Genomic DNA, 17,705 nt, shown 5'->3' on the forward strand with positions numbered 1-17,705 from the left:
GTCGAATGATGTCAACGGCTCAGGCGGTTGCACAACTGCCACATTCTGGTGGTGTTGAGCCGTCTGGCACCGGATATCGGCCCGATTCCGGCGAGGATTTGAAAGGTCTTTTTCAATATGTTCAAGTACAGCAAGCTCGCAGCAGTCGCCCTTATTGCGATTGCCGCCGCAAGCACCAGCGTCCGCGCCCAGGATGCCGCCGCCGATCCAATCATCGCCAAGGTCGGCACGCTCGAGATCCACGAATCGGAACTGAAGCTCGCCATTGCCGGCCTAGACCCGCAGCTTGCCAACCTGCCGGACGAACAGAAGCGCGTTGCCGCCCTCTCCTCGATCATCGACGTGAAGCTGCTCGCCGCCGATGCAGGCAAGGAAGGCCTGCAGGATACGCCCGACTTCAAGCAGCGCCTCGCCTTCCTCACCGATCGCGAACTGCACAATGCCTATTTCAAGAAGCATGTCGTCGATGCGGTGACCCCGGAAGAGGTGAAGGCCCGCTACGACAAGGAAGTCGCTGCCATCGAGCCGGAAGATGAAATCCGCGCCCGCCACATCCTCGTCAAGACCGAGGAAGAGGCCAAGGCCATCATCAAGGATCTCGATTCTGGCAAGGATTTCATCGAAATCGCCAAGGAAAAGTCGACCGACCCGAACAAATCCGAAGGCGGTGACCTCGGCTACTTCGGCAAGGGCCGCATGGTTCCGGAATTCGAAGCGGCCGCCTTCGCACTGGAAAAGGGCGCCTATTCCAAGGAGCCGGTGAAGAGCCAGTTCGGCTTCCACATCATCAAGATCGAGGACAAGCGCAAGCAGCAGCCCCCGGCGCTAGACCAGGTTGAAAGCCAGGTTCGTCAGCTTGTCATGCGTGACAAGTATCTGGAACTTTTGGAAAAGGCCAAGGCTGCAGCCCCGGTCGACATCCAGGATGCCGCACTGAAGACCGCCTATGACGCGGTCAACAAGCCGGAAGCCGCGGGTGAAGGCGAAGCCGCACCGGCAACCGAAGGCCAGCAGTAACAGACAACGGCCCGGCAACTGTCGGGCCATTCTTGAAACAGGAAAGTACGATGTCCGGTTCCGTCTCCCCGCTCGCTCCCAAAACCTATGCCGAAATGCCGCCAGTACGCGGCGTGCGCATGGCGACCGCTGCCGCCGGGATCAAGTACAAGAACCGGACAGACGTGCTGATGATGGTGTTCGACCGCCCCGCGACCGTCGCGGGCGTCTTCACCCGCTCGAAATGCCCCTCGGCGCCGGTCGATTTCTGCCGTGCCAACCTGCCTGGCGGCATCGCCCGTGCCGTGGTGGTCAATTCCGGCAATGCGAATGCCTTCACCGGCCGCAAGGGCCGCGAATCGACCAGGATGACGGCGGAAGCCGCCGCAAGGGCGATCGGCTGCCAGGAGGGCGAGGTTTTCCTCGCCTCGACCGGCGTGATCGGCGAACCGCTCGACGCCACCAAATTTTCCGGTGTGCTCGACACCCTTGCCGCATCCGGCACGGAAGATTTCTGGTTTGAAGCCGCCAAGGCGATCATGACGACGGACACCTATCCGAAGGTCGCGACCCGCACCGCAAAACTCGGTGGCGTCACCGTGCGCATCAACGGCATCGCCAAGGGCGCGGGCATGATCGCGCCCGACATGGCGACCATGCTCTCCTTCGTCGTGACCGATGCCGACATCCCGGCACCGGTTCTGCAATCGCTGCTCTCCGCCGGTGTCGGCCCGACTTTCAATTCGGTCACCGTCGACAGCGACACCTCGACCTCTGACACGCTCATGCTGTTTGCGACCGGTGCAGCCGAGGGCCAAGCCCCTGTCACCGCTGACGACGCCGCGCTCGACGATTTCCGGGCGGCGCTGAACGACCTCCTGCGCGACCTGGCGCTCCAGGTCGTGCGCGACGGCGAGGGCGCGCGCAAGATGGTGGAAGTCACCGTCGAGGGCGCCGAAAGCGACGCGGCAGCCAAGCGCATCGCGCTTTCCATCGCCAATTCGCCGCTGGTCAAGACCGCGGTTGCCGGCGAGGATGCCAACTGGGGCCGTATCGTCATGGCCGTCGGCAAGTCCGGCGAGATGGCCGACCGCGACCGCCTCGCCATCTGGTTCGGCGACGTGCGCGTCGCCGTCGATGGCGAACGCGACCCCGCCTATTCCGAAGAGGCGACCACCGCGGTCATGGAGCGGCAGGATATCCCCGTCCGCGTCGAGATCGGTCTCGGCACCGGCAAGGCGACGGTCTGGACCTGCGACCTCACCAAGGAGTATGTCGAAATCAACGGCGACTACCGCAGCTAAAGGCCTTCTTGCGTGACGCCATCAGAAGAAAACACCAGCGATCTGCCAAAAGTCCGCCGGCTCGAAGCCGTCGGCTTCCGCGCGTGGCCGGCCGCCTCTGTGCACTATGATGGAAGCTGGCTGTTCCGGCTGACCGCCGGCCACCCCTCACGCCGGCTGAACTCGGTGAACCCGCTCGACCCGTCCGACACCCGCGATCTCGACATCCGCCTCCAGAAGGCGGCAAAGAAGTTTTCCGACTATGGGCGCCCGCTGCTGGTGCGCCAGACGCCGCTGACCCCACCGAAACTCGTCGCCCATATGGACGAGGCCGGCTGGACGGAGGCGGGCCGCACCATCGTCATGATGGCGGACCTTGCGACCCTTCCGCGCGACGAAGGCCTCGACCATCTGCCGAGCCGCGACGTCGGCCGCTTCGTCGATGCGCGCATCCGCGTTGCCGGCGACGACCCGGCGTTGAAGCCCGGCCTCACCGAGATTATCAACGCCATCAAGCCGGAAACCGGCCTCTTCATCTTCGAGGAGCCCGATTTCGGCCCTGCAGCGGTGGCGATCGCCGTGCATGACAACGACCTTGTCGGTGTCCTCCAGCTTGGCGTCGCAAAGGAGAAGCGCGGCAGCGGCCTCGGCACTGCCGTCCTTCACGCCGCCCTGCGCTGGGCAAAGCTCAAGGGCGCCCGGCAGGCCTGGGTGCAGGTCGAGGCCGACAATGCGGCCGGCATCGCACTCTACCGCCGCGCCGGCTTCAAGGACGTCTACCAGTATTGCTACAGGGGGCCCGCCGCGGCATGAGCGAAACCGAAGCGAAACCCCGCCGCATTCTGCTCGTCGCCGCGTGCGCACTCGTCGACGCTGATGGCCGCATCCTTCTGGCCCAGCGCCCGGAGGGAAAGACGCTCGCCGGTCTCTGGGAATTTCCGGGTGGCAAGGTAGAACCCGGCGAGACGCCGGAGGAGACGTTGATCCGCGAACTGGACGAGGAACTCGGCATCCGCACGAAGGTTGCCTGCCTGGCCCCGCTGACCTTCGCCAGCCACACCTATGACGACTTTCATCTCCTGATGCCGCTCTACATCTGCCGCCGTTTCGAGGGCACCGCCCATGGCCGCGAGGGGCAGGCGATCAAATGGGTGCGCCCGAAGGCGCTGCGCGACTATCCCATGCCGCCGGCCGACGAGCCGCTCATTCCCTTCCTGATGGACCTTCTCTGAACGGAACGGCAGGGATTTACCCCGTATTTTTCAGTCTCCGTTAAGCAATCGTTTAGCACCATGGTTCAAAGATTGGGCCTAACGTTGCAATGAATGCCTACGAGACCCTCAGATGCGTGACGAAGACTTCTGGAAAACCGTTCAGGAGAAGGATTTCACGCCGGCCGGCGATAGCCGGACCGGCGCGCTCAACCTCGCCCTGCTCTTCGGCACCGCCGTCATCGCGCTTGCTCTGGTTCTGACCCCGGTCCTGTCCGCCAAGACCGACAAGCGCATGATGGCGAATGTGCCCGATGAATTCGACATGATCTCGACGGGCTCGATCCCGTCGGAAGGTGGAAAACGCTATACGGTGCGCCGCAGCGTCCTGCAGGAAATGCCCGGCGCCGTGTGCATCGTGAACGGTAACGGTGTCAGCAACGGCTGCTGAACGGGCGATACAAATGCGCGACGGGCGCGGGAGAGTGGAATGGTGCTGAAATTGCTGAGATCATTCTGCTCCGACCGCGCCGGCGGCACGGCTATCGAATACGGGCTCCTGCTGACGCTGATCTCGATTGGCCTGCTGGCAGGTCTCGAAGCCTTCAGCGGCGGCCTCTCGAACACCCTCACCACGATCTCGAACAGTATGGATTCCGCCGGCAAGGGCTAGCCGGATCAGTCAGAACCGCCTTGCTTCAGAGCATCGGCGAGGCGCATCGTCGCAGAACCGGGTTTCAACGGCTTCTGCTGGCTTTCGTGCGGTGCCCAGCCCGATACGTAGATGATCGAAAAACTCGCGCGGATACGCCCGTCCGGATCGGAGAACCGTTCCGCGTAAAGCTCCGCCGCGCGCAGGAACGTGCCGCGCGTCAGCGGCCGGCGGCTGCGGCCGGCGAGTGGATTGGCCATGCCCATGGCCCGCAGGTCCTTCATCAGCGGAAAGATCGAGTCGTAGCGCACCGTATAGGTCTCCCGGTCCGTCACCGGCAGGGCGAAGCCACCACGCTGCAGAAGCGCGCCGACATCGCGCACATCCGGGAAGGGAATGACCCGCGGGCTCGCCCCACCCATGATTTCGCTTTCCGCCGCAAGCAGCACCTCGCGCAGTTCCTGCAGGGTGCCACTGCCCGGGATGGCCGCAAGAAACAGCCCGTCCGGCTTCAACGCGCGGCGGATCTGCACGAAGACGCCCGGTGTGTCGTTGGTGAGGTGCAGCGCCAGCGGCGAGACGATGAGGTTGGCCGATTGCGGCTCCAGCGGCACCGTTTCGAGCGGGGAAACCATCAGCGCCTCGTCCGGCGCCGCAAACCGTGCATCGCTCTCCACCCGCTCCATTGCGTCCACTTTACCCGTCGCGACGATCGCCCGCGCCGTAGCCCCCGTGTGGCCGTGCAGCTCGACCGCCCGCTCGAACCGGCGCTCGATGACACTGAGCCTTTCGGCAAGTTCCCGCGCCACCACGTCGAGCAGGAAATCCGCCGGCTGGCCGGCAAGCGCGCGCCGCCGGTTCGTGTCGATCAGGGATTGGTCGAAGAGCGTTTCCATGGGAGAGGTCCAGTTCGCAATTCCATTCGCTTTGGCCGCTTGCACCGACTATTGTCAACCGCATGGGCGAAATCGAGGCCGAAACAACGCCGGCAGTCCCGCTCCGGCTGGCCCTCGTCCGTCGGCTGCGCGATCTTGCGGACGGCGCCCTCGACCTCGTCTATCCGCCGGCCTGCGCCGGCTGCGGCGTGCTGCTCGGCAGCCGCGCAAGCCTCTGCCCGCACTGCTGGTTGAAGCTCGCCCTGATCGAACGCCCCTATTGCGAGGTGCTCGGCACTCCCTTCTCCCACGATCTCGGCCCGGGGATCCTCAGCGCCGACGCCATCGCCAGCCCGCCGCCCTTCGACCGGCTGCGCTCCGTCGCCCTCTACGACGACCTTGCCCGTGCACTCGTCCATGCGCTGAAATACCGCGACCGCACCGATCTCGCGCCGATGATGGCGAGGTGGATGCTACGCGCCGGCGACGGCACCGTGGAGGCCGCACACGCCATCGTTCCCGTTCCCCTGCATCGCTTCCGTCTCCTCTGGCGCAAGTTCAACCAGTCATCGGAGCTTGCCCGCGCACTCGGCGAGTTGTCCGGCACACCCGTCCTCATTGATGCCGTGCGACGGACGAAACGCACCCGCCGTCAGATCGGCCTCGGGCCCCGCGCCCGCGAGGAGAACGTGCGCGGGGCCTTCACCGTTACGCCCGAAGGCCGCGAGGCGCTGTTCGGCCGCCGCGTGGTGCTCATCGATGACGTCTATACCACTGGGGCCACCGTTTCGGCCGTCACGCGCGCGCTGAAACGGGCGGGTGCTGCCGACATCACCGTTTTGACCTTTGCAAGGGCGCTTCCCGGACCTATATGAAAGATAAGGTTTTCCAAGCTTTGGAGCAGGAGAATATGGCTTCGGTCGTCATCTATACGCGTCAGTTCTGTGGCTATTGCAGCGCCGCCAAGAAACTTTTCGAAACCAAGGGCGTGACCTACGAGGAGCACGACGCGACCTATGCGCCGGAGATCCGCCAGGAGATGATCAAGCGCGCCAACGGCCGCAGCACCTTCCCGCAGATCTTCATCAATGAACGCCATGTCGGCGGCTGTGACGACTTGCATGCCCTGGAGCGCGCCGGCGAACTCGACGCCCTGCTCGCCGCCTGAGGAGCATCCCATGACCGTCACGATCGCCGCCCTCCAGATGTGTTCCGGGACGGATCCCGTCCGCAACGTGGAGGCAATGCGGCGCCTCGTGCGCGAGGCAGCCGCCAAGGGCGCCGTCTACGTCCAGACGCCGGAAATGACCGGCGCACTCCAGCGCGACCGCGCGGGACTGCGCGCCATTCTGCGCACGGAGGCCGATGATCTCGTGGTCGCCGCTGCAGCCGAGCTTGCCGCTGAACTCGGCATTCACCTGCATGTCGGCTCCACCGCCATCGCGCTCGCCGACGGCAAGGTCGCCAATCGCGGCTTCCTGTTCGGCCCTGATGGCGGGCAGGTCTGCAGCTACGACAAGATCCACATGTTCGATGTCGATCTCGACAACGGCGAGAGCTGGCGCGAAAGCGCGGTCTATTCGCCGGGTTCCGTCGCGCGCATGGCCGAGCTTCCCTTCGCAAAGCTCGGCTTCGCCATCTGCTACGACGTGCGTTTCCCTGAGCTCTTCAAGCTGCAGGCCCAGGCCGGTGCGGAGATCATCTCGGTTCCCGCCGCCTTCACGCGCCAGACCGGCGAAGCCCATTGGGAAACGCTGCTGCGCGCCCGCGCCATCGAAAACGGCGTCTACATCATCGCCGCCGCACAGGCCGGCGTGCACGAGGATGGTCGGGAGACCTTCGGCCATTCCATGATCATCGATCCCTGGGGGCGCGTCCTGGCCTGCGCCGGCGGCACCGGCGAGGCCATCGTGCTTGCCGAGATCGACAGCGCCGCCGTCAAGGCCGCGCATGACAAGATCCCCAACCTGCGCAACGGGCGCACCTTCACGCTTGAAGCGGCGAAGGCCCCCGCGAAGGGAGGCGTTGCCGCTTGATCCGCTACGAGCTTTCCTGTGACAACGGGCACACCTTCGAAGGATGGTTCGGCTCGGCGGACGATTTCGACCGCCAGCAGAAGAAGGCGCTCGTCTCCTGTCCCACCTGCGGCTCCAGCCATGTCGCCAAGCGCCTGATGGCGCCCTCCGTCTCGACCGCCCGCAAGAAAGAGCGCCGCCAGGAGCTCGTGGTGCAGGCCGGCCAGAAGGAGATGATAAACAAGCTTCGCGAAATCGTCTCGACCATCCGCGCCAATTCGGAGGATGTCGGTGAGCGCTTTCCCGAGGAAGCCCGCAAGATTCACTACGGCGAGGCCGAGCAGCGCGGTCTGATCGGTCGGGCCTCCGCGGAAGAGGTGCGCGAGTTGCTGGAGGAAGGCGTCGAGGTCGCGCCCCTTCCCGTCCTGCCCGACGAAACCAACTGATGCGCGGCCATCATCTCGCAATCTACAATTTCGGCCTGCATATCGACGACTACGAAAGCCCGCGCGTCGAAGGCTTCCGTCTGCGCGAGCCGCTGAATTTCGAGGCCGCGAACCGGGCGGAAGGATTTGCCGGCCGTTCCGGCTATGACGGCGAGCCGGGGCCGGAAAGCTGGGGCAAAAAGGTCTATCCGCGGTTTATCGCCGGCAGCGGCTTTTTGGATGCCCCTTCCTCACTTTCACTGTGGGTCAGCCTCGAGGCACTGATGGCCTTCAGCTACAATGGCGTGCATGCCGATGCCCTGAAACACGCCCGCAACTGGAACCAGCGGCAGGCCTGGCCCGCCCTCGTGCTCTGGTGGGTGGCGGAAGGCGACCTGCCGGTCTGGGCCGATGGCGCCGAACGGCTGGAGCATCTTGCCGATCACGGCCCGACGCCCCGCGCCTTTACTTTCAAGACACCCTTCTGCCCCGACGGCAAGGCCATTGGCATCGACCGGGAAGGCGTGAAGGCGATTGCCGCACGCAATGCGGCCGGGCAGGAGGACCTGCTGGCCGTCGCAAAAACGTTGAAGGCCTGAACCGAAGACTTTCCTCCGCGCCGGCTTCAGGCAGAAGCGCGGCGTGCCACCAGCATGTAGTTCACATCCATGTCCTTCGACAGGTTCCACTGGTTGGACAGCGGATTGAAGAACACGCCGGTGCGATCCGTCACCGTCAGCCCCGAGGCCGTCAGCGGCTTTTCGATTTCCTCCGGACGCACCAGCTTTTCGTATTGATGGGTGCCGCGCGGCAGCCAGCGCAGCACGTTCTCCGCGGCAAAGATCGCCAGCGCCGCCGCTTTCAGCGTGCGGTTGATCGTGGCAACGAACATCATGCCCCCGGGGCGCACCATGGAGGCGCAGGTGGTAAGGAAGAAATCGACGTCGGAAACGTGTTCGACCACTTCCATGTTGAGCACGACATCGAAGGTCTCGCCGGCTTCCGCCAGTGCCTCGGCGGTCACGGCGCGGTAGTCGACCGGAACGCCACTGCCAGCCGCATGGGCCCTGGCGATGCCGATGTTCTTTTCCGAGGCATCCGCACCGAGCACATCCGCTCCCATGCGCGCCATCGGCTCGGAGAGCAGGCCGCCGCCGCAGCCGATATCGAGAATACGCAGGCCCTCGAGCGGGCGATGCGCCGTGGGGTCGCGGCCGAACTGTGCGGAAACGAGATCGCGGACATAGGTGAGGCGGACCGGATTGAACTTGTGCAGGGGCCGGAACTTCCCGGCCGGATCCCACCACTCGGCCGCCATCGCCGAAAAGCGGTCGACTTCCGCCTGGTCGATCGTCGTGCGGGCTGCCTCGCTCATGGCTCGTCTCCTTCGCGTCCGTGTCCCCCGTGAAGTCGGCCTCCCCGGCACGGATGTCAAGGGTTGAATGCCGAGGGAGACGAAGTGAAGCGGCTCAGCCGAGCCGCGTCGCGCGGAGCCTATCCTCGTCGAGGATGACACCGAGGCCGGGCGCATCGCCAAGCACCAGCCATCCCCCCTCGTGCCGCAGCGGCGCCCGCAGCGGATAATCGCGGCGTGCCTCGCTCCATTCCGGCCCGTCATAGGGATATTCGAGAAAGGGAGCATCGCCTGCGCCCGCCGTCAGATGCGCATTGGCAAGCACGCCGATGCCGTTCGTCCAGGAATGCGGGGTAAAGGCGACACCCGCCTCGCGCGCCTGGAAGGCAAGCCGCCTGCATCCCGTGATGCCGCCGACCAGCGCCACGTCCGGCTGGATCACATCGAAGGCCCGCTCCTCGATAATGTCGCGGAACTCATAGAGCTCACGCGTCATTTCCCCGCCCGCGATGCGCACGCTCGTCGCCTCCTTCAAGGCCTTCATGCCCTTGCGGTCGGAGCGGTGCAGCGGCTCCTCCATCCAGTAGACACCGAGCCGTTCCAGCTCCCGCGCAGCAACGAGCGCGTCCTTGAAGCTCCAGGGGAGCGTCGTGTCCCAGGGCATGCGCCAACCCTGGTTGCAGTCGACCATCAGCTCCAGCCGGTCGCCGACCCGCGTACGGATCGCCTCCAGTGCCTTCACGTCCGCCCGCCAGCCATCGCGACCACCGGCGGAGGAAGAGAAGCGCACCTTCATCGCCGGAAAGCCCTCCGCGAGGTAGCGCTCGGCCTGGTCGGCCATGGCGGAAGGCGCACGCAGCACGCCGGAAGAGGCATAGAGCCGTACCCGATCGGCGCGGCCGCCCAGCATGCGCCAGACCGGCTCGCCCGTCACCTTGCCCGCAAGGTCCCAGAGCGCCAGATCGAGCGGCCAGCAGCGGCCATAGTGGAAATTGATGTGCGAGAGCACTTCATAGTGCCGTTCGAGATGGCGCGGATCCTCGCCGATGAACAGGTCCTCATGCCCCTCGAACCCCTTCATCAGATCACCCGAGCCGACCCCTTCGCGGCCGTCTTCATCGCGCACACGCACGATCGTCACATCGAAATACCGGCGCGGGCGCCCGTCCCAGCTTGCCTTGAACGGCGGATCGAGCGGCAGCCGGTGATGGCTGATGCCAATGGAAACGATCTTGCTCATGTGCCCCTCCCCGAGAGCAATTCCTGGAACGGCGCACAGCCTTCTTCCAGAGCGTTTGCCAAACCAAGAGCCTCAGCCGAACTGCTGCCAGATCGTCTTGTAGTCACAATATTTGTCGATCGCATGCACCGAGCGGTCCCGGCCGAAGCCCGACTGCTTGAAGCCGCCGAAGGGCGTCGCGAAATTCGACATGTCATAGGTGTTGATCCAGACCGTTCCGGCATGGATGCCCTCGGAAAAGCGGTGCGCCCGCTCCATGTCGCGTGTGAAGACGGCGCCGGCAAGCCCGTAGATCGTGTCGTTGGCGATGGCGAGCGCTTCCTCCTCCGTGTCGAAGGCGATGGCCGCAAGCACAGGCCCGAAAATCTCCTGCCGGGCGATACGCATGTCGTTCGTCACATCCGTGATGACACCGGGCGAGACATAGTATCCACCCGTCTCGGACAGCACCCGCTCCGCACCGAAGACGCGGCGTCCACCGTCCTTCTCGCCCGCCGCGACGAGGCCGAGGACCTTGTCCATGTGCTCCGCCTCGATCAAGGCTCCGATCTGCGCAGACGGCTCGAAGGGATGCGCCAGCACGATCTCGCGCCTCACCACGGCCTCGATCTTTTCGATCAGTGCGTCCTGCACCGGGCGCTGCACGAGAAGGCGTGTCGCGGCATGACAGGTTTCGCCGGAATTGTAGAAGCACCCCCAGGCGGCCGCACTCGCCGCCGCGTCGAGGTCCGCATCGGCGAAGACGACGAGCGGCGACTTGCCACCGAGCTCCAGCGCCACGCGCTTGAGGTTCGACTGGGCGGCATAGCCCATGATCAGCTTGCCCACCTCGGTCGAGCCGGTGAAGGCGACCATGTCCACGTCCATGTGCAGCGCAAGCGGCTTGCCGACCTCCTCGCCGAAGCCCGTGACGACGTTGAAGACGCCCGCAGGCAAGCCCGCCTCGATGGCAAGTTCGGCGAGCCGCAACGCCGAGAGCGAGGATTGCTCCGCCGGCTTCAGCACCACGGAGTTGCCGGCGGCGATCGCCGGCCCCAGCTTCCACGCGTCGATGATCATCGGATAGTTCCATGGCGTGATCGCCGCGACGACACCGAGCGGCACCTTGCGGACGAGAGCGCGCGCCTTCGGCCCGGTCGGCGCGATCTCATCATACATCTTGTCGATCATCTCGCCGTAGTACTGGATGCCCTCGGCGCAGAGGCGCACGTCGACGCCGAGCGAGGCCTGCACCGGCTTTCCGACATCGAGCGTTTCGAGAAGCGCCAGCTCTTCGCCGTGGACCCGGATCAGCTCCGCCCAGCGCAGCATGATCCGCTTTTTCTCGAGCGGCTCCTTGCCACGCCATACGCCGCTGGCAAAGGCCGTGCGGGCAGCGGCAACAGCACGGTCGACATCGGCCGCATCGCCACGCGCCAGAACAGCGCCGGGCTGACCGTCCATGGGCCGCGTTCGGGTAAAGGTTCGGCCGGAAACAGCAGGCTGCCCCCTGCCATCGATAAAATGCCCGCGGGCAAGCAAGAGACCGGCAAGGCGTTCTTCCCAATAGGCGCGGCTGTGCTGATTGGTCATGGTCGTCCTCAGAGCACCCGGGGCAGGGCCATCATGATGGTGGCGAAGGCATCGATATCGGCATCGGAAACCGGCCGGATCGTCGCGCGACGCATCGGCTGGTTCTCCGGCGCGCGCATTTCACGGGCAAGGTCGTCGGCGGTGAAGGCCGCAAAGGCGGCCGGCAAGGCGCGGACGATGCCGCAGCGATCCATCAGGCCGGCAACGAACCCGGGCAGCATCGCCGCATCCTGCAAGCCACAAGCCCGTGCCGCCGCGGCGAGATCGGCCGTGTCGGCCTCGACGAGCCAGGCGAGCGTCGCCTCGAAGCCGAGCGCCGTGGCGAGCCCATGATGCACCGACGCAAGCCCCGCGAGCGCGTGACTGATTGTATGAGCGATCGCCGTACCGCAATTGTCGATCGCGATACCGGCATAACAGGCACCGAGCAGCACCTTGCCCCGTGCCTCCCTGTCCGCCGGGTTCTTCACCGCCGTTTCCAGCGCCTCCACGAGGAGACCGAGAGCGGCGTGGGCATAGAGCGCGGCGCCGGCATGGGCGTTGCGGTTGGTCGTTGCCTCGAAGGCGTGCACGAAGGCGTCGAGACCGCACCAGGCGGTAAGGTTTGGCGGAAGCGTTACGGTCAACGCCGGATCGAGAAGCACGAGGTCCGCCTTGGTTTCCGGCCCCCAGATCCACAGTTTCTTGCCTTCCGGCCCAGTGAAGATGGTCGTCGCCGAGGTTTCAGAGCCGGTGCCCGCCGTCGTCGGCACCAGGATCTTGCGCAGCGGCCGGCAAGGCAGCGGATGGGCGGCAAGCGCATAGTGCATCGGGCCATGCGCATCCGCCGCCACGCAGGCGGCAATCTTGGCGATATCCAGCGCCGAGCCGCCGCCGAGACCGACGACAAGGTCCTTGCCGCGAGCGGCGGCCATGGCGGCCTCGACGGCAGCCAGCTTCGGCTCGCCGGAAAATCCGCAGAAGAACTCCACCGTTACCTCTTCGGCATTAAACTGGGCGGCCAACCGCTCACCGAGCCCACCGGCAGCAAGAAACCCGTCCATGACGACAAGCACGGCGCGGGCACCAAGCGCACGCGCGGATGCGGCGATGGTTTCATGAACCCCTTCGCCGAAACGGATCTCGGGCACGAAAGACGTTGTGAACTGCACGGAACCTCCCAAATGGATTTGCCGAACCGTGCATCACAATTTCAGATTTTCAAATACTGGGATTATTCGGTCTTTTTGATAACATGACATCATGAAAGACGCCCTGCTCGCCCATATTCCCCTTGAGGCCTTCCGTGTCCTCGATGCCGCCTGCCGGCACATGAATTTTTCACGCGCCGGGCGGGAACTGAACATCACCCAGGCAGCCGTCAGCCGACGCATCAAGGGACTGGAGGATCATCTCGGCACGCAGCTCTTCACCCGCAGCGGCAAAAACCTGGCACTGACGCCGAGCGGCGAAAAGCTGTTCCAGCGCGTGCGCGCTTCGCTCGACTATCTGGAGGAAAGCCTGGAGCCGTTCCGCATCGGCGCGGCACAGAGTATCTCGCTCGCCGCCAGCGGATCTGTCTCCCATCTCTGGCTCGGCAGGCGTCTGCGCGATTTCGCTCGCGACAATCCCGACGTCGCGCTCCGCCTCGTCACCTCGGACAGCCCGGCAGACCTCGCCTCGGAAAACAACGACCTCGTCATCCTCTACAGCGCAGGTGAGCACCCCCGCTGGACGCTGACGCCATTGCTCTCCGAAACGCTCGCCCCTGTCGCCGCACCGGACTACATCGCCCGCAAAGGCCTTGATGCCACCGCAATCGCGCCAACCGATCTCGCCGCCCTCGATCTCATCGACTACGAGCGCTTCAACGCCAACTGGATCTCCTTCCGGCCCTGGCTGGAGCGGGTCGCGCCACAGGCGCTTCGCAAAGCGGCGCCGCGACCGCACCTCACCTTTTCCACCTATGCGCTCGCCATCGGTGCAGCCCTCAGCGGCGACGGCGTGGCGCTCGGCAGCCTCGACCTCCTCGCCGCCCCGCTTGCCGAGGGTACGCTGGTGCAGCTTGGGGACACGCGCCTCGTCACAGGCTACGGTTATCATCTCGGCCTGCCGAAATTCCGCACCTCGCCCCCAGAAGCGGTCCGGCTGTACGAAAGCCTGCTTGCCGGCCGCACCGCACCGTAGGACCGTGCGCTTGCAGGCATCCGGGGAGTAGCCTATCAGGAGCGGGAGATCGATGGATCCGGCCCGGCGTGAAGGGGTCCGGCATCACCGCATCGACACGGGCAACGGCGCGGTTCAGCATGACGGAGCGGAAGCAAGGCAGATCCGGCTTGGTTGTCTTCGGGCTTTTGGCCATCGTGCTGCTCGGAGCGATCGGCGCGACCGTTCTCCTGGCCAACGACTACCGCAATCTCAACCGGCTGCTCGACCGCTTCGGCTACGCTCCCGTCACGGCAACGCCGCAGACACGCGCGCTGCGCCCCTATGAGCTGAAGGGCAACCGCGTGCCGCGCCCCAAGGGCCTCATTTCCGAACGACTCCTGACGCCCGTCACGCCGATGCAGACCCAGTTTGTCCGCTCCATCCGCAAGGCACCGGAAATGCTTTGCGAGGCATTGCGCCGCAGCGGCTTCGAGACGGCAGGCTGGAAGGCCGGCCTGTTCGACCAGCAGAGCTGGGAATGCCAGTCCTATCGCGAATTTGTGGATGCAAGCGACAGCACGAATCCGTCCTCCTCCGCCTTCCTGTCGATCAAGGGTAATGCGGAAACCCGCGTCTCCTCCTTCCGCATCAAGCTCAACATCGAGAACACCGCGACACAGAACCGCGTGACCGACGCCGTCATCGCGGCGATCGAGGTCTTCCTCGACGAGCTGCGCTGGGAAGACGCGCCCGACATCGTCGCCGATATCCGGGCCCTCAAGGAGTTCGACATCATCCGCTTCGGCAACCGCATCCAGCTCAAGAAGGAATTCAGCGAGACGCCACGTTACAATTTCATCATCACGCCGGACCGCACGCGAAACCGCGGATCCTATCTGCCGGATTATTTCGACCGCGGCCGCTGGCTGCCGCTGCCCGACAAATTATGACGCGCAAGAGGTCGATAAAGGTCAGAAAGGGTACGGGACGGTGGACCGCGATCTTTGCCCTCCTCCTTGCAGTCGCCGCCGCCCATGCCACTGGCCTCGAACCCGGCCCGGTTTCGGACGACCCGATCTGGACCGACAAGCCCGTGCGCATCGACCGGAAGACACAGGCCTATGAACGGCTGGCCGTCGACCCGGTCCTGGTGCCGCTGCGCCTTCATCCAACCACCCGCGCCACAGCCTTCGACAGCGCCTCCTTTGCGGACCGCGGGCGGCTCTATGTGCTGACGGACGCCGTGCCCGTCGATCCGAAACGCTTCTGCCGCGACACGGACGGCTCGGTCGCCGTCTGCGGCCAGAAGGCGCGCATCGCCCTCAAGCGGCTGGTTGCCGGCAAGAGCCTGAGCTGCAAGGAAGATATCCGGTTTGCCGGCGTATCGTTCGTCACCTGCTCGGCCGGCGGCAGGGATCTCGCCGAAACGCTTGTCGCGAGCGGTGCGGCTTCGGCCGCCACGCCGCGGCTTGTTCGCGTCCAGGAAGACGCCATGCAGCGGAAGGCCGGCATCTGGATGGACGCGGAATGCCGCGCGCGCGGACGATGCCCATCGGCCGGGCGGCGCTGACGTTGATGCGCCACTTTGTCGGTTCCCTCCCCGACCCATCCCCGCTATGACGGGCCTATGACCCTTCCTGCCCAGCCCATCTTTCGTCAGCGCCTCACCCTTTCCGCCGAACGGCCGCTGATCTACGCCATCGGTGACGTGCATGGCTGCCTCGATGCCCTGCTGGCGCTGGAAGAGCGGATTCGCCGCGACGCCGCGGGCCGGATGTCCGAGCAGCCGCTCATCCTCTATCTCGGCGACTATGTCGACCGCGGCCCGGCTTCCGCGGCGGTGATCGAGCATCTGGCAACGCCCGATCATGGCGACGGCATCGCGCGCATCGCGTTGTGCGGCAACCATGACGACACATTCCTGAAGTTCATTTTCAATCCGCACCAGCACCTGCGCTGGCTGGACTACGGCGGCGACGCCACACTGCGCTCCTATGGGCTGGATCTTGCGGATTATCCGGACCGCGACGCGGCGATGTACACACTCGGCAAAGATCTGCGCCGGACGGTTCCGCAGCACCATGTCGATTTCCTGCAGAACCTGCCGATCGCATTGGCCAGCGGCGACCGGCTCTTCGTGCATGCGGGGATCATGCCGGGCATCCCACTCGCCCACCAGGAAGACCACGATCTGATCTGGATCCGCGAACCCTTCCTCAGCGAAGGTCCCGGCCTGCCGCTGACGGTCATCCATGGCCATACCGCGGGGCGCGAGCCGGTCTTCGGCAAGGGCCGCATCTGCATCGATACGACCTGCTACGCCACCGGCCGCTTGACCGCCCTCAGGGTGACCCTTGCGGGCGCGGATCTGGTTTAGGGATCGTCACCCCGCCCGAATTCGTCCTCGATGCGGATGATATCATCCTCGCCGAGATAGGAACCGGTCTGCACTTCGATCAGTTCGAGCAGGATTTTTCCCGGATTGGCGAGACGGTGCACTTCGCCCTGCGGAATGTAGACGGACTCGTTCTCGCGCAAAGGGATCGTCCTGTCGCCGATCGTCACCTCGGCCGTGCCCCGCACCACGATCCAGTGTTCGGAGCGATGATGGTGCTTTTGCAGCGACAGCCGCTTGCCCGGCGTCACGAACAGGCGCTTGACCTGGAAACGCTCGCCGTTCAGCACCGACGTGTAGCCGCCCCAGGGCCGGTAGGATGTCGGGTGCGTCTCGGTCAGTTTGGCCGTCTTCGGCAGACTGGCCAGATGCTTCACCAGCTTGCCGACATTCTGGCTGTCCTCCATGCGGCCGACATAGACGGCGTCCTCGCTGGCAATGACCGCGACATTGTCGAGGCCCTGCACGGCAACATGGATATCCCGCGAGATGACCAGCGAATTCCGGGTATCGAGCACCGTCGTGCTGCCATCGGCAACGTTGCCGGCCTCATCCTGTCGGCCGGTCTTCCACACCGAATCCCAGCTGCCGAGGTCGGACCAGGTGATCGGCGAAGGCACGACCGCGGCGATCGGCGTTTTCTCGAAGATCGCATAATCGACGGAAATATCGGGTGCCCGCGAAAACGCCGCCTCGTCGAGCCGTTCAAAATCGAGGTCGTGCTGTGCCCTGGCGACGGCCTCACCCGCAGCGTCCAGCACTTCGGGCGCATATTGACGAAGCTCGCGCAGGAAAAGCCCGACCGGCAGCATGAACATGCCTGAATTCCAGAGATAGCCGCCGGCGGCCAGCATGGCTGTCGCCTTCTCATGATTGGGCTTCTCGACGAACCGGCGCACAGCATTGGCGCCGTTGCCAAGGTCCTCGCCGATCTCGATATAGCCGTAGCCGGTCGCCGGCTCGCTTGGCGTGATACCGAAGGTCACGAGACGACCAGCCTGGGCGGCCGCGGCCGCCTTGGCGATGCAATCGAAATAGGTGGTGTTGGCATCGATCTCGTGGTCGGAGGCAAGCACCTGCATGATCGCGTCATCGCCGTGGAGGCGCGCGATGAAGGTCGCGGCCGCCGCAAGCGCCGGCGCCGTGTTGCGGGCAACGGGCTCAAGCAGGATCGAGGTCAGCGCGACACCGGCGGCCCGGGCCTGTTCGGCAACGAGAAAGCGGAAATCGCTGTTGGTGACGACGATCGGCGCCGCATAGAGCCCTGCATCGGCGACACGCGCCAGCGTCTTCTGGAAGAGCGTGGTTTCCCCCAGGAATTCGAGGAACTGTTTCGGCGCGGAAGCGCGCGACAGAGGCCAGAGGCGGGTGCCCTTACCGCCGGCCATGATGACGGGTACGATCTTGCTGCTCATCCTGCTCGTCCTGATGCGTTGGTCCGCCGTCATGGCGCACGCTTTGCGCGCCACTCTCGCCCGGCGTCGTAAAGAAACAGCAAACTACCACAACCTGACGTTCCGGTCGGGTACGCAATGTTGCGGATAAGGTAAAGAGGACCTT

General features: G+C 65.0%; 21 protein-coding genes. 15 read left to right on the forward strand and 6 right to left on the reverse strand.

Annotated elements, in window-relative coordinates; translation table 11 throughout:
- The first annotated feature begins 117 nt into the window (after nt 1–117).
- The 6 genes from AKG11_RS22555 (at nt 118) to AKG11_RS22580 (ending at nt 4,163) form a co-directional block, all read left to right on the forward strand.
- Complete coding sequence (locus AKG11_RS22555; RefSeq protein WP_050745515.1) at nt 118–1,017, forward strand: peptidylprolyl isomerase; 900 nt, start codon at nt 118–120, stop codon at nt 1,015–1,017.
- A gap of 50 nt (nt 1,018–1,067) precedes the next feature.
- Nucleotides 1,068–2,300, forward strand: a complete 1,233-nt coding sequence (argJ, locus tag AKG11_RS22560) for a bifunctional glutamate N-acetyltransferase/amino-acid acetyltransferase ArgJ (protein ID WP_050745516.1) — start codon at nt 1,068–1,070, stop codon at nt 2,298–2,300.
- Between the two features lie 12 nt (nt 2,301–2,312).
- Nucleotides 2,313–3,092 carry a GNAT family N-acetyltransferase gene (locus AKG11_RS22565; protein ID WP_023515896.1) on the forward strand — a complete coding sequence of 260 codons (780 nt, stop codon included), beginning with the start codon at nt 2,313–2,315 and terminating at the stop codon, nt 3,090–3,092.
- Nucleotides 3,089–3,511 (forward strand): 8-oxo-dGTP diphosphatase MutT, encoded by a 423-nt coding sequence (gene mutT, locus AKG11_RS22570; RefSeq protein ID WP_050745517.1) that lies wholly within the window; start codon nt 3,089–3,091, stop codon nt 3,509–3,511. Before AKG11_RS22565 ends, mutT begins: the two co-directional genes overlap by 4 nt.
- Nucleotides 3,512–3,623: 112 nt before the next feature.
- The gene (locus tag AKG11_RS22575) at nt 3,624–3,941 is read left to right on the forward strand and encodes a hypothetical protein (RefSeq protein WP_023514890.1); all 318 of its coding nucleotides are present in this window, start codon (nt 3,624–3,626) and stop codon (nt 3,939–3,941) included.
- A 39-nt stretch (nt 3,942–3,980) separates the two neighbouring features.
- On the forward strand, nt 3,981–4,163 hold the full coding sequence (locus AKG11_RS22580) for a Flp family type IVb pilin (RefSeq protein WP_023514891.1): 183 nt from the start codon (nt 3,981–3,983) through the stop codon (nt 4,161–4,163).
- 5 nt (nt 4,164–4,168) lie between these two features.
- On the opposite strand, the gene AKG11_RS22585 is transcribed toward AKG11_RS22580, so the two are convergent.
- Nucleotides 4,169–5,038 carry a methyltransferase domain-containing protein gene (locus tag AKG11_RS22585; protein ID WP_050745518.1) on the reverse strand — a complete coding sequence of 290 codons (870 nt, stop codon included), beginning with the start codon at nt 5,036–5,038 and terminating at the stop codon, nt 4,169–4,171.
- A gap of 62 nt (nt 5,039–5,100) precedes the next feature.
- On the opposite strand from AKG11_RS22585, the gene AKG11_RS22590 reads away from it, so the two are divergent.
- The 5 genes from AKG11_RS22590 to AKG11_RS22610 are packed head-to-tail and all read left to right on the forward strand — an operon-like array spanning nt 5,101 to nt 8,056.
- Complete coding sequence (locus AKG11_RS22590) at nt 5,101–5,892, forward strand: ComF family protein (RefSeq protein WP_050745519.1); 792 nt, start codon at nt 5,101–5,103, stop codon at nt 5,890–5,892.
- Between the two features lie 35 nt (nt 5,893–5,927).
- Entirely contained in the window at nt 5,928–6,185 is a 258-nt protein-coding gene (gene grxC / locus AKG11_RS22595; RefSeq protein ID WP_050745520.1) for a glutaredoxin 3, read from the forward strand.
- Nucleotides 6,186–6,195: 10 nt separating this feature from the next.
- Nucleotides 6,196–7,053: a carbon-nitrogen hydrolase family protein gene (locus tag AKG11_RS22600; protein WP_050745521.1), complete on the forward strand. Its 858-nt coding sequence runs from the start codon at nt 6,196–6,198 to the stop codon at nt 7,051–7,053.
- A complete protein-coding gene (locus AKG11_RS22605) occupies nt 7,050–7,478 on the forward strand; it encodes a DUF1178 family protein (RefSeq protein ID WP_050745522.1) in 429 nt (142 codons plus the stop codon). The genes AKG11_RS22600 and AKG11_RS22605 overlap by 4 nt, the downstream gene beginning before the upstream one ends.
- Entirely contained in the window at nt 7,478–8,056 is a 579-nt protein-coding gene (locus AKG11_RS22610; protein ID WP_050745523.1) for a DUF3291 domain-containing protein, read from the forward strand. The genes AKG11_RS22605 and AKG11_RS22610 overlap by 1 nt, the downstream gene beginning before the upstream one ends.
- Nucleotides 8,057–8,082: 26 nt before the next feature.
- Here the strand turns inward: AKG11_RS22610 and ubiG are convergent, their stop codons facing one another.
- The 4 genes from ubiG to AKG11_RS22630 form a co-directional block, all read right to left on the reverse strand.
- Nucleotides 8,083–8,832, reverse strand: coding sequence for a bifunctional 2-polyprenyl-6-hydroxyphenol methylase/3-demethylubiquinol 3-O-methyltransferase UbiG (gene ubiG, locus AKG11_RS22615; RefSeq protein WP_050745524.1), 750 nt, complete (start codon nt 8,830–8,832; stop codon nt 8,083–8,085).
- Between the two features lie 94 nt (nt 8,833–8,926).
- A complete protein-coding gene (locus AKG11_RS22620) occupies nt 8,927–10,051 on the reverse strand; it encodes a mandelate racemase/muconate lactonizing enzyme family protein (protein WP_050745525.1) in 1,125 nt (374 codons plus the stop codon).
- 72 nt (nt 10,052–10,123) lie between these two features.
- The gene (locus AKG11_RS22625; protein WP_050745526.1) at nt 10,124–11,623 is read right to left on the reverse strand and encodes an aldehyde dehydrogenase family protein; all 1,500 of its coding nucleotides are present in this window, start codon (nt 11,621–11,623) and stop codon (nt 10,124–10,126) included.
- A gap of 8 nt (nt 11,624–11,631) precedes the next feature.
- Nucleotides 11,632–12,774: an iron-containing alcohol dehydrogenase gene (locus AKG11_RS22630; protein WP_050745592.1), complete on the reverse strand. Its 1,143-nt coding sequence runs from the start codon at nt 12,772–12,774 to the stop codon at nt 11,632–11,634.
- A 91-nt stretch (nt 12,775–12,865) separates the two neighbouring features.
- On the opposite strand from AKG11_RS22630, the gene AKG11_RS22635 reads away from it, so the two are divergent.
- The 4 genes from AKG11_RS22635 (at nt 12,866) to AKG11_RS22650 (ending at nt 16,127) form a co-directional block, all read left to right on the forward strand.
- Nucleotides 12,866–13,789: a LysR substrate-binding domain-containing protein gene (locus AKG11_RS22635; RefSeq protein WP_245290186.1), complete on the forward strand. Its 924-nt coding sequence runs from the start codon at nt 12,866–12,868 to the stop codon at nt 13,787–13,789.
- Nucleotides 13,790–13,938: 149 nt separating this feature from the next.
- Complete coding sequence (locus AKG11_RS22640; RefSeq protein ID WP_050745527.1) at nt 13,939–14,700, forward strand: DUF6030 family protein; 762 nt, start codon at nt 13,939–13,941, stop codon at nt 14,698–14,700.
- Nucleotides 14,697–15,320, forward strand: a complete 624-nt coding sequence (locus AKG11_RS22645; protein ID WP_050745528.1) for a thermonuclease family protein — start codon at nt 14,697–14,699, stop codon at nt 15,318–15,320. Before AKG11_RS22640 ends, AKG11_RS22645 begins: the two co-directional genes overlap by 4 nt.
- A gap of 57 nt (nt 15,321–15,377) precedes the next feature.
- Nucleotides 15,378–16,127, forward strand: coding sequence for a metallophosphoesterase family protein (locus AKG11_RS22650; RefSeq protein ID WP_050745529.1), 750 nt, complete (start codon nt 15,378–15,380; stop codon nt 16,125–16,127).
- Here AKG11_RS22650 and AKG11_RS22655 read toward each other — a convergent pair.
- Nucleotides 16,124–17,560, reverse strand: coding sequence for a mannose-1-phosphate guanylyltransferase/mannose-6-phosphate isomerase (locus tag AKG11_RS22655; RefSeq protein ID WP_050745530.1), 1,437 nt, complete (start codon nt 17,558–17,560; stop codon nt 16,124–16,126). The genes AKG11_RS22650 and AKG11_RS22655 overlap by 4 nt on opposite strands.
- Between the last annotated feature and the right edge of the window lie 145 nt (nt 17,561–17,705).

The organism is Shinella sp. SUS2, from assembly GCF_001262505.1.
GTDB lineage: Bacteria > Pseudomonadota > Alphaproteobacteria > Rhizobiales > Rhizobiaceae > Shinella.

What these genes read in the sequence shown, in the direction of transcription:
- AKG11_RS22600 (WP_050745521.1), top strand. Translation starts at nt 6,196, where the DNA reads ATGACCGTCACGATCGCCGCCCTCCAGATGTGTTCCGGGACGGATCCC.
- mutT (WP_050745517.1), top strand. Translation starts at nt 3,089, where the DNA reads ATGAGCGAAACCGAAGCGAAACCCCGCCGCATTCTGCTCGTCGCCGCG.
- AKG11_RS22650 (WP_050745529.1), top strand. Translation starts at nt 15,378, where the DNA reads ATGACCCTTCCTGCCCAGCCCATCTTTCGTCAGCGCCTCACCCTTTCC.
- AKG11_RS22655 (WP_050745530.1), bottom strand. Translation starts at nt 17,560, where the DNA reads ATGAGCAGCAAGATCGTACCCGTCATCATGGCCGGCGGTAAGGGCACC.
- grxC (WP_050745520.1), top strand. Translation starts at nt 5,928, where the DNA reads ATGGCTTCGGTCGTCATCTATACGCGTCAGTTCTGTGGCTATTGCAGC.
- AKG11_RS22620 (WP_050745525.1), bottom strand. Translation starts at nt 10,051, where the DNA reads ATGAGCAAGATCGTTTCCATTGGCATCAGCCATCACCGGCTGCCGCTC.
- AKG11_RS22645 (WP_050745528.1), top strand. Translation starts at nt 14,697, where the DNA reads ATGACGCGCAAGAGGTCGATAAAGGTCAGAAAGGGTACGGGACGGTGG.
- AKG11_RS22555 (WP_050745515.1), top strand. Translation starts at nt 118, where the DNA reads ATGTTCAAGTACAGCAAGCTCGCAGCAGTCGCCCTTATTGCGATTGCC.
- AKG11_RS22585 (WP_050745518.1), bottom strand. Translation starts at nt 5,038, where the DNA reads ATGGAAACGCTCTTCGACCAATCCCTGATCGACACGAACCGGCGGCGC.
- AKG11_RS22625 (WP_050745526.1), bottom strand. Translation starts at nt 11,623, where the DNA reads ATGACCAATCAGCACAGCCGCGCCTATTGGGAAGAACGCCTTGCCGGT.
- ubiG (WP_050745524.1), bottom strand. Translation starts at nt 8,832, where the DNA reads ATGAGCGAGGCAGCCCGCACGACGATCGACCAGGCGGAAGTCGACCGC.
- argJ (WP_050745516.1), top strand. Translation starts at nt 1,068, where the DNA reads ATGTCCGGTTCCGTCTCCCCGCTCGCTCCCAAAACCTATGCCGAAATG.
- AKG11_RS22580 (WP_023514891.1), top strand. Translation starts at nt 3,981, where the DNA reads ATGGTGCTGAAATTGCTGAGATCATTCTGCTCCGACCGCGCCGGCGGC.
- AKG11_RS22635 (WP_245290186.1), top strand. Translation starts at nt 12,866, where the DNA reads ATGAAAGACGCCCTGCTCGCCCATATTCCCCTTGAGGCCTTCCGTGTC.
- AKG11_RS22610 (WP_050745523.1), top strand. Translation starts at nt 7,478, where the DNA reads ATGCGCGGCCATCATCTCGCAATCTACAATTTCGGCCTGCATATCGAC.
- AKG11_RS22590 (WP_050745519.1), top strand. Translation starts at nt 5,101, where the DNA reads ATGGGCGAAATCGAGGCCGAAACAACGCCGGCAGTCCCGCTCCGGCTG.
- AKG11_RS22575 (WP_023514890.1), top strand. Translation starts at nt 3,624, where the DNA reads ATGCGTGACGAAGACTTCTGGAAAACCGTTCAGGAGAAGGATTTCACG.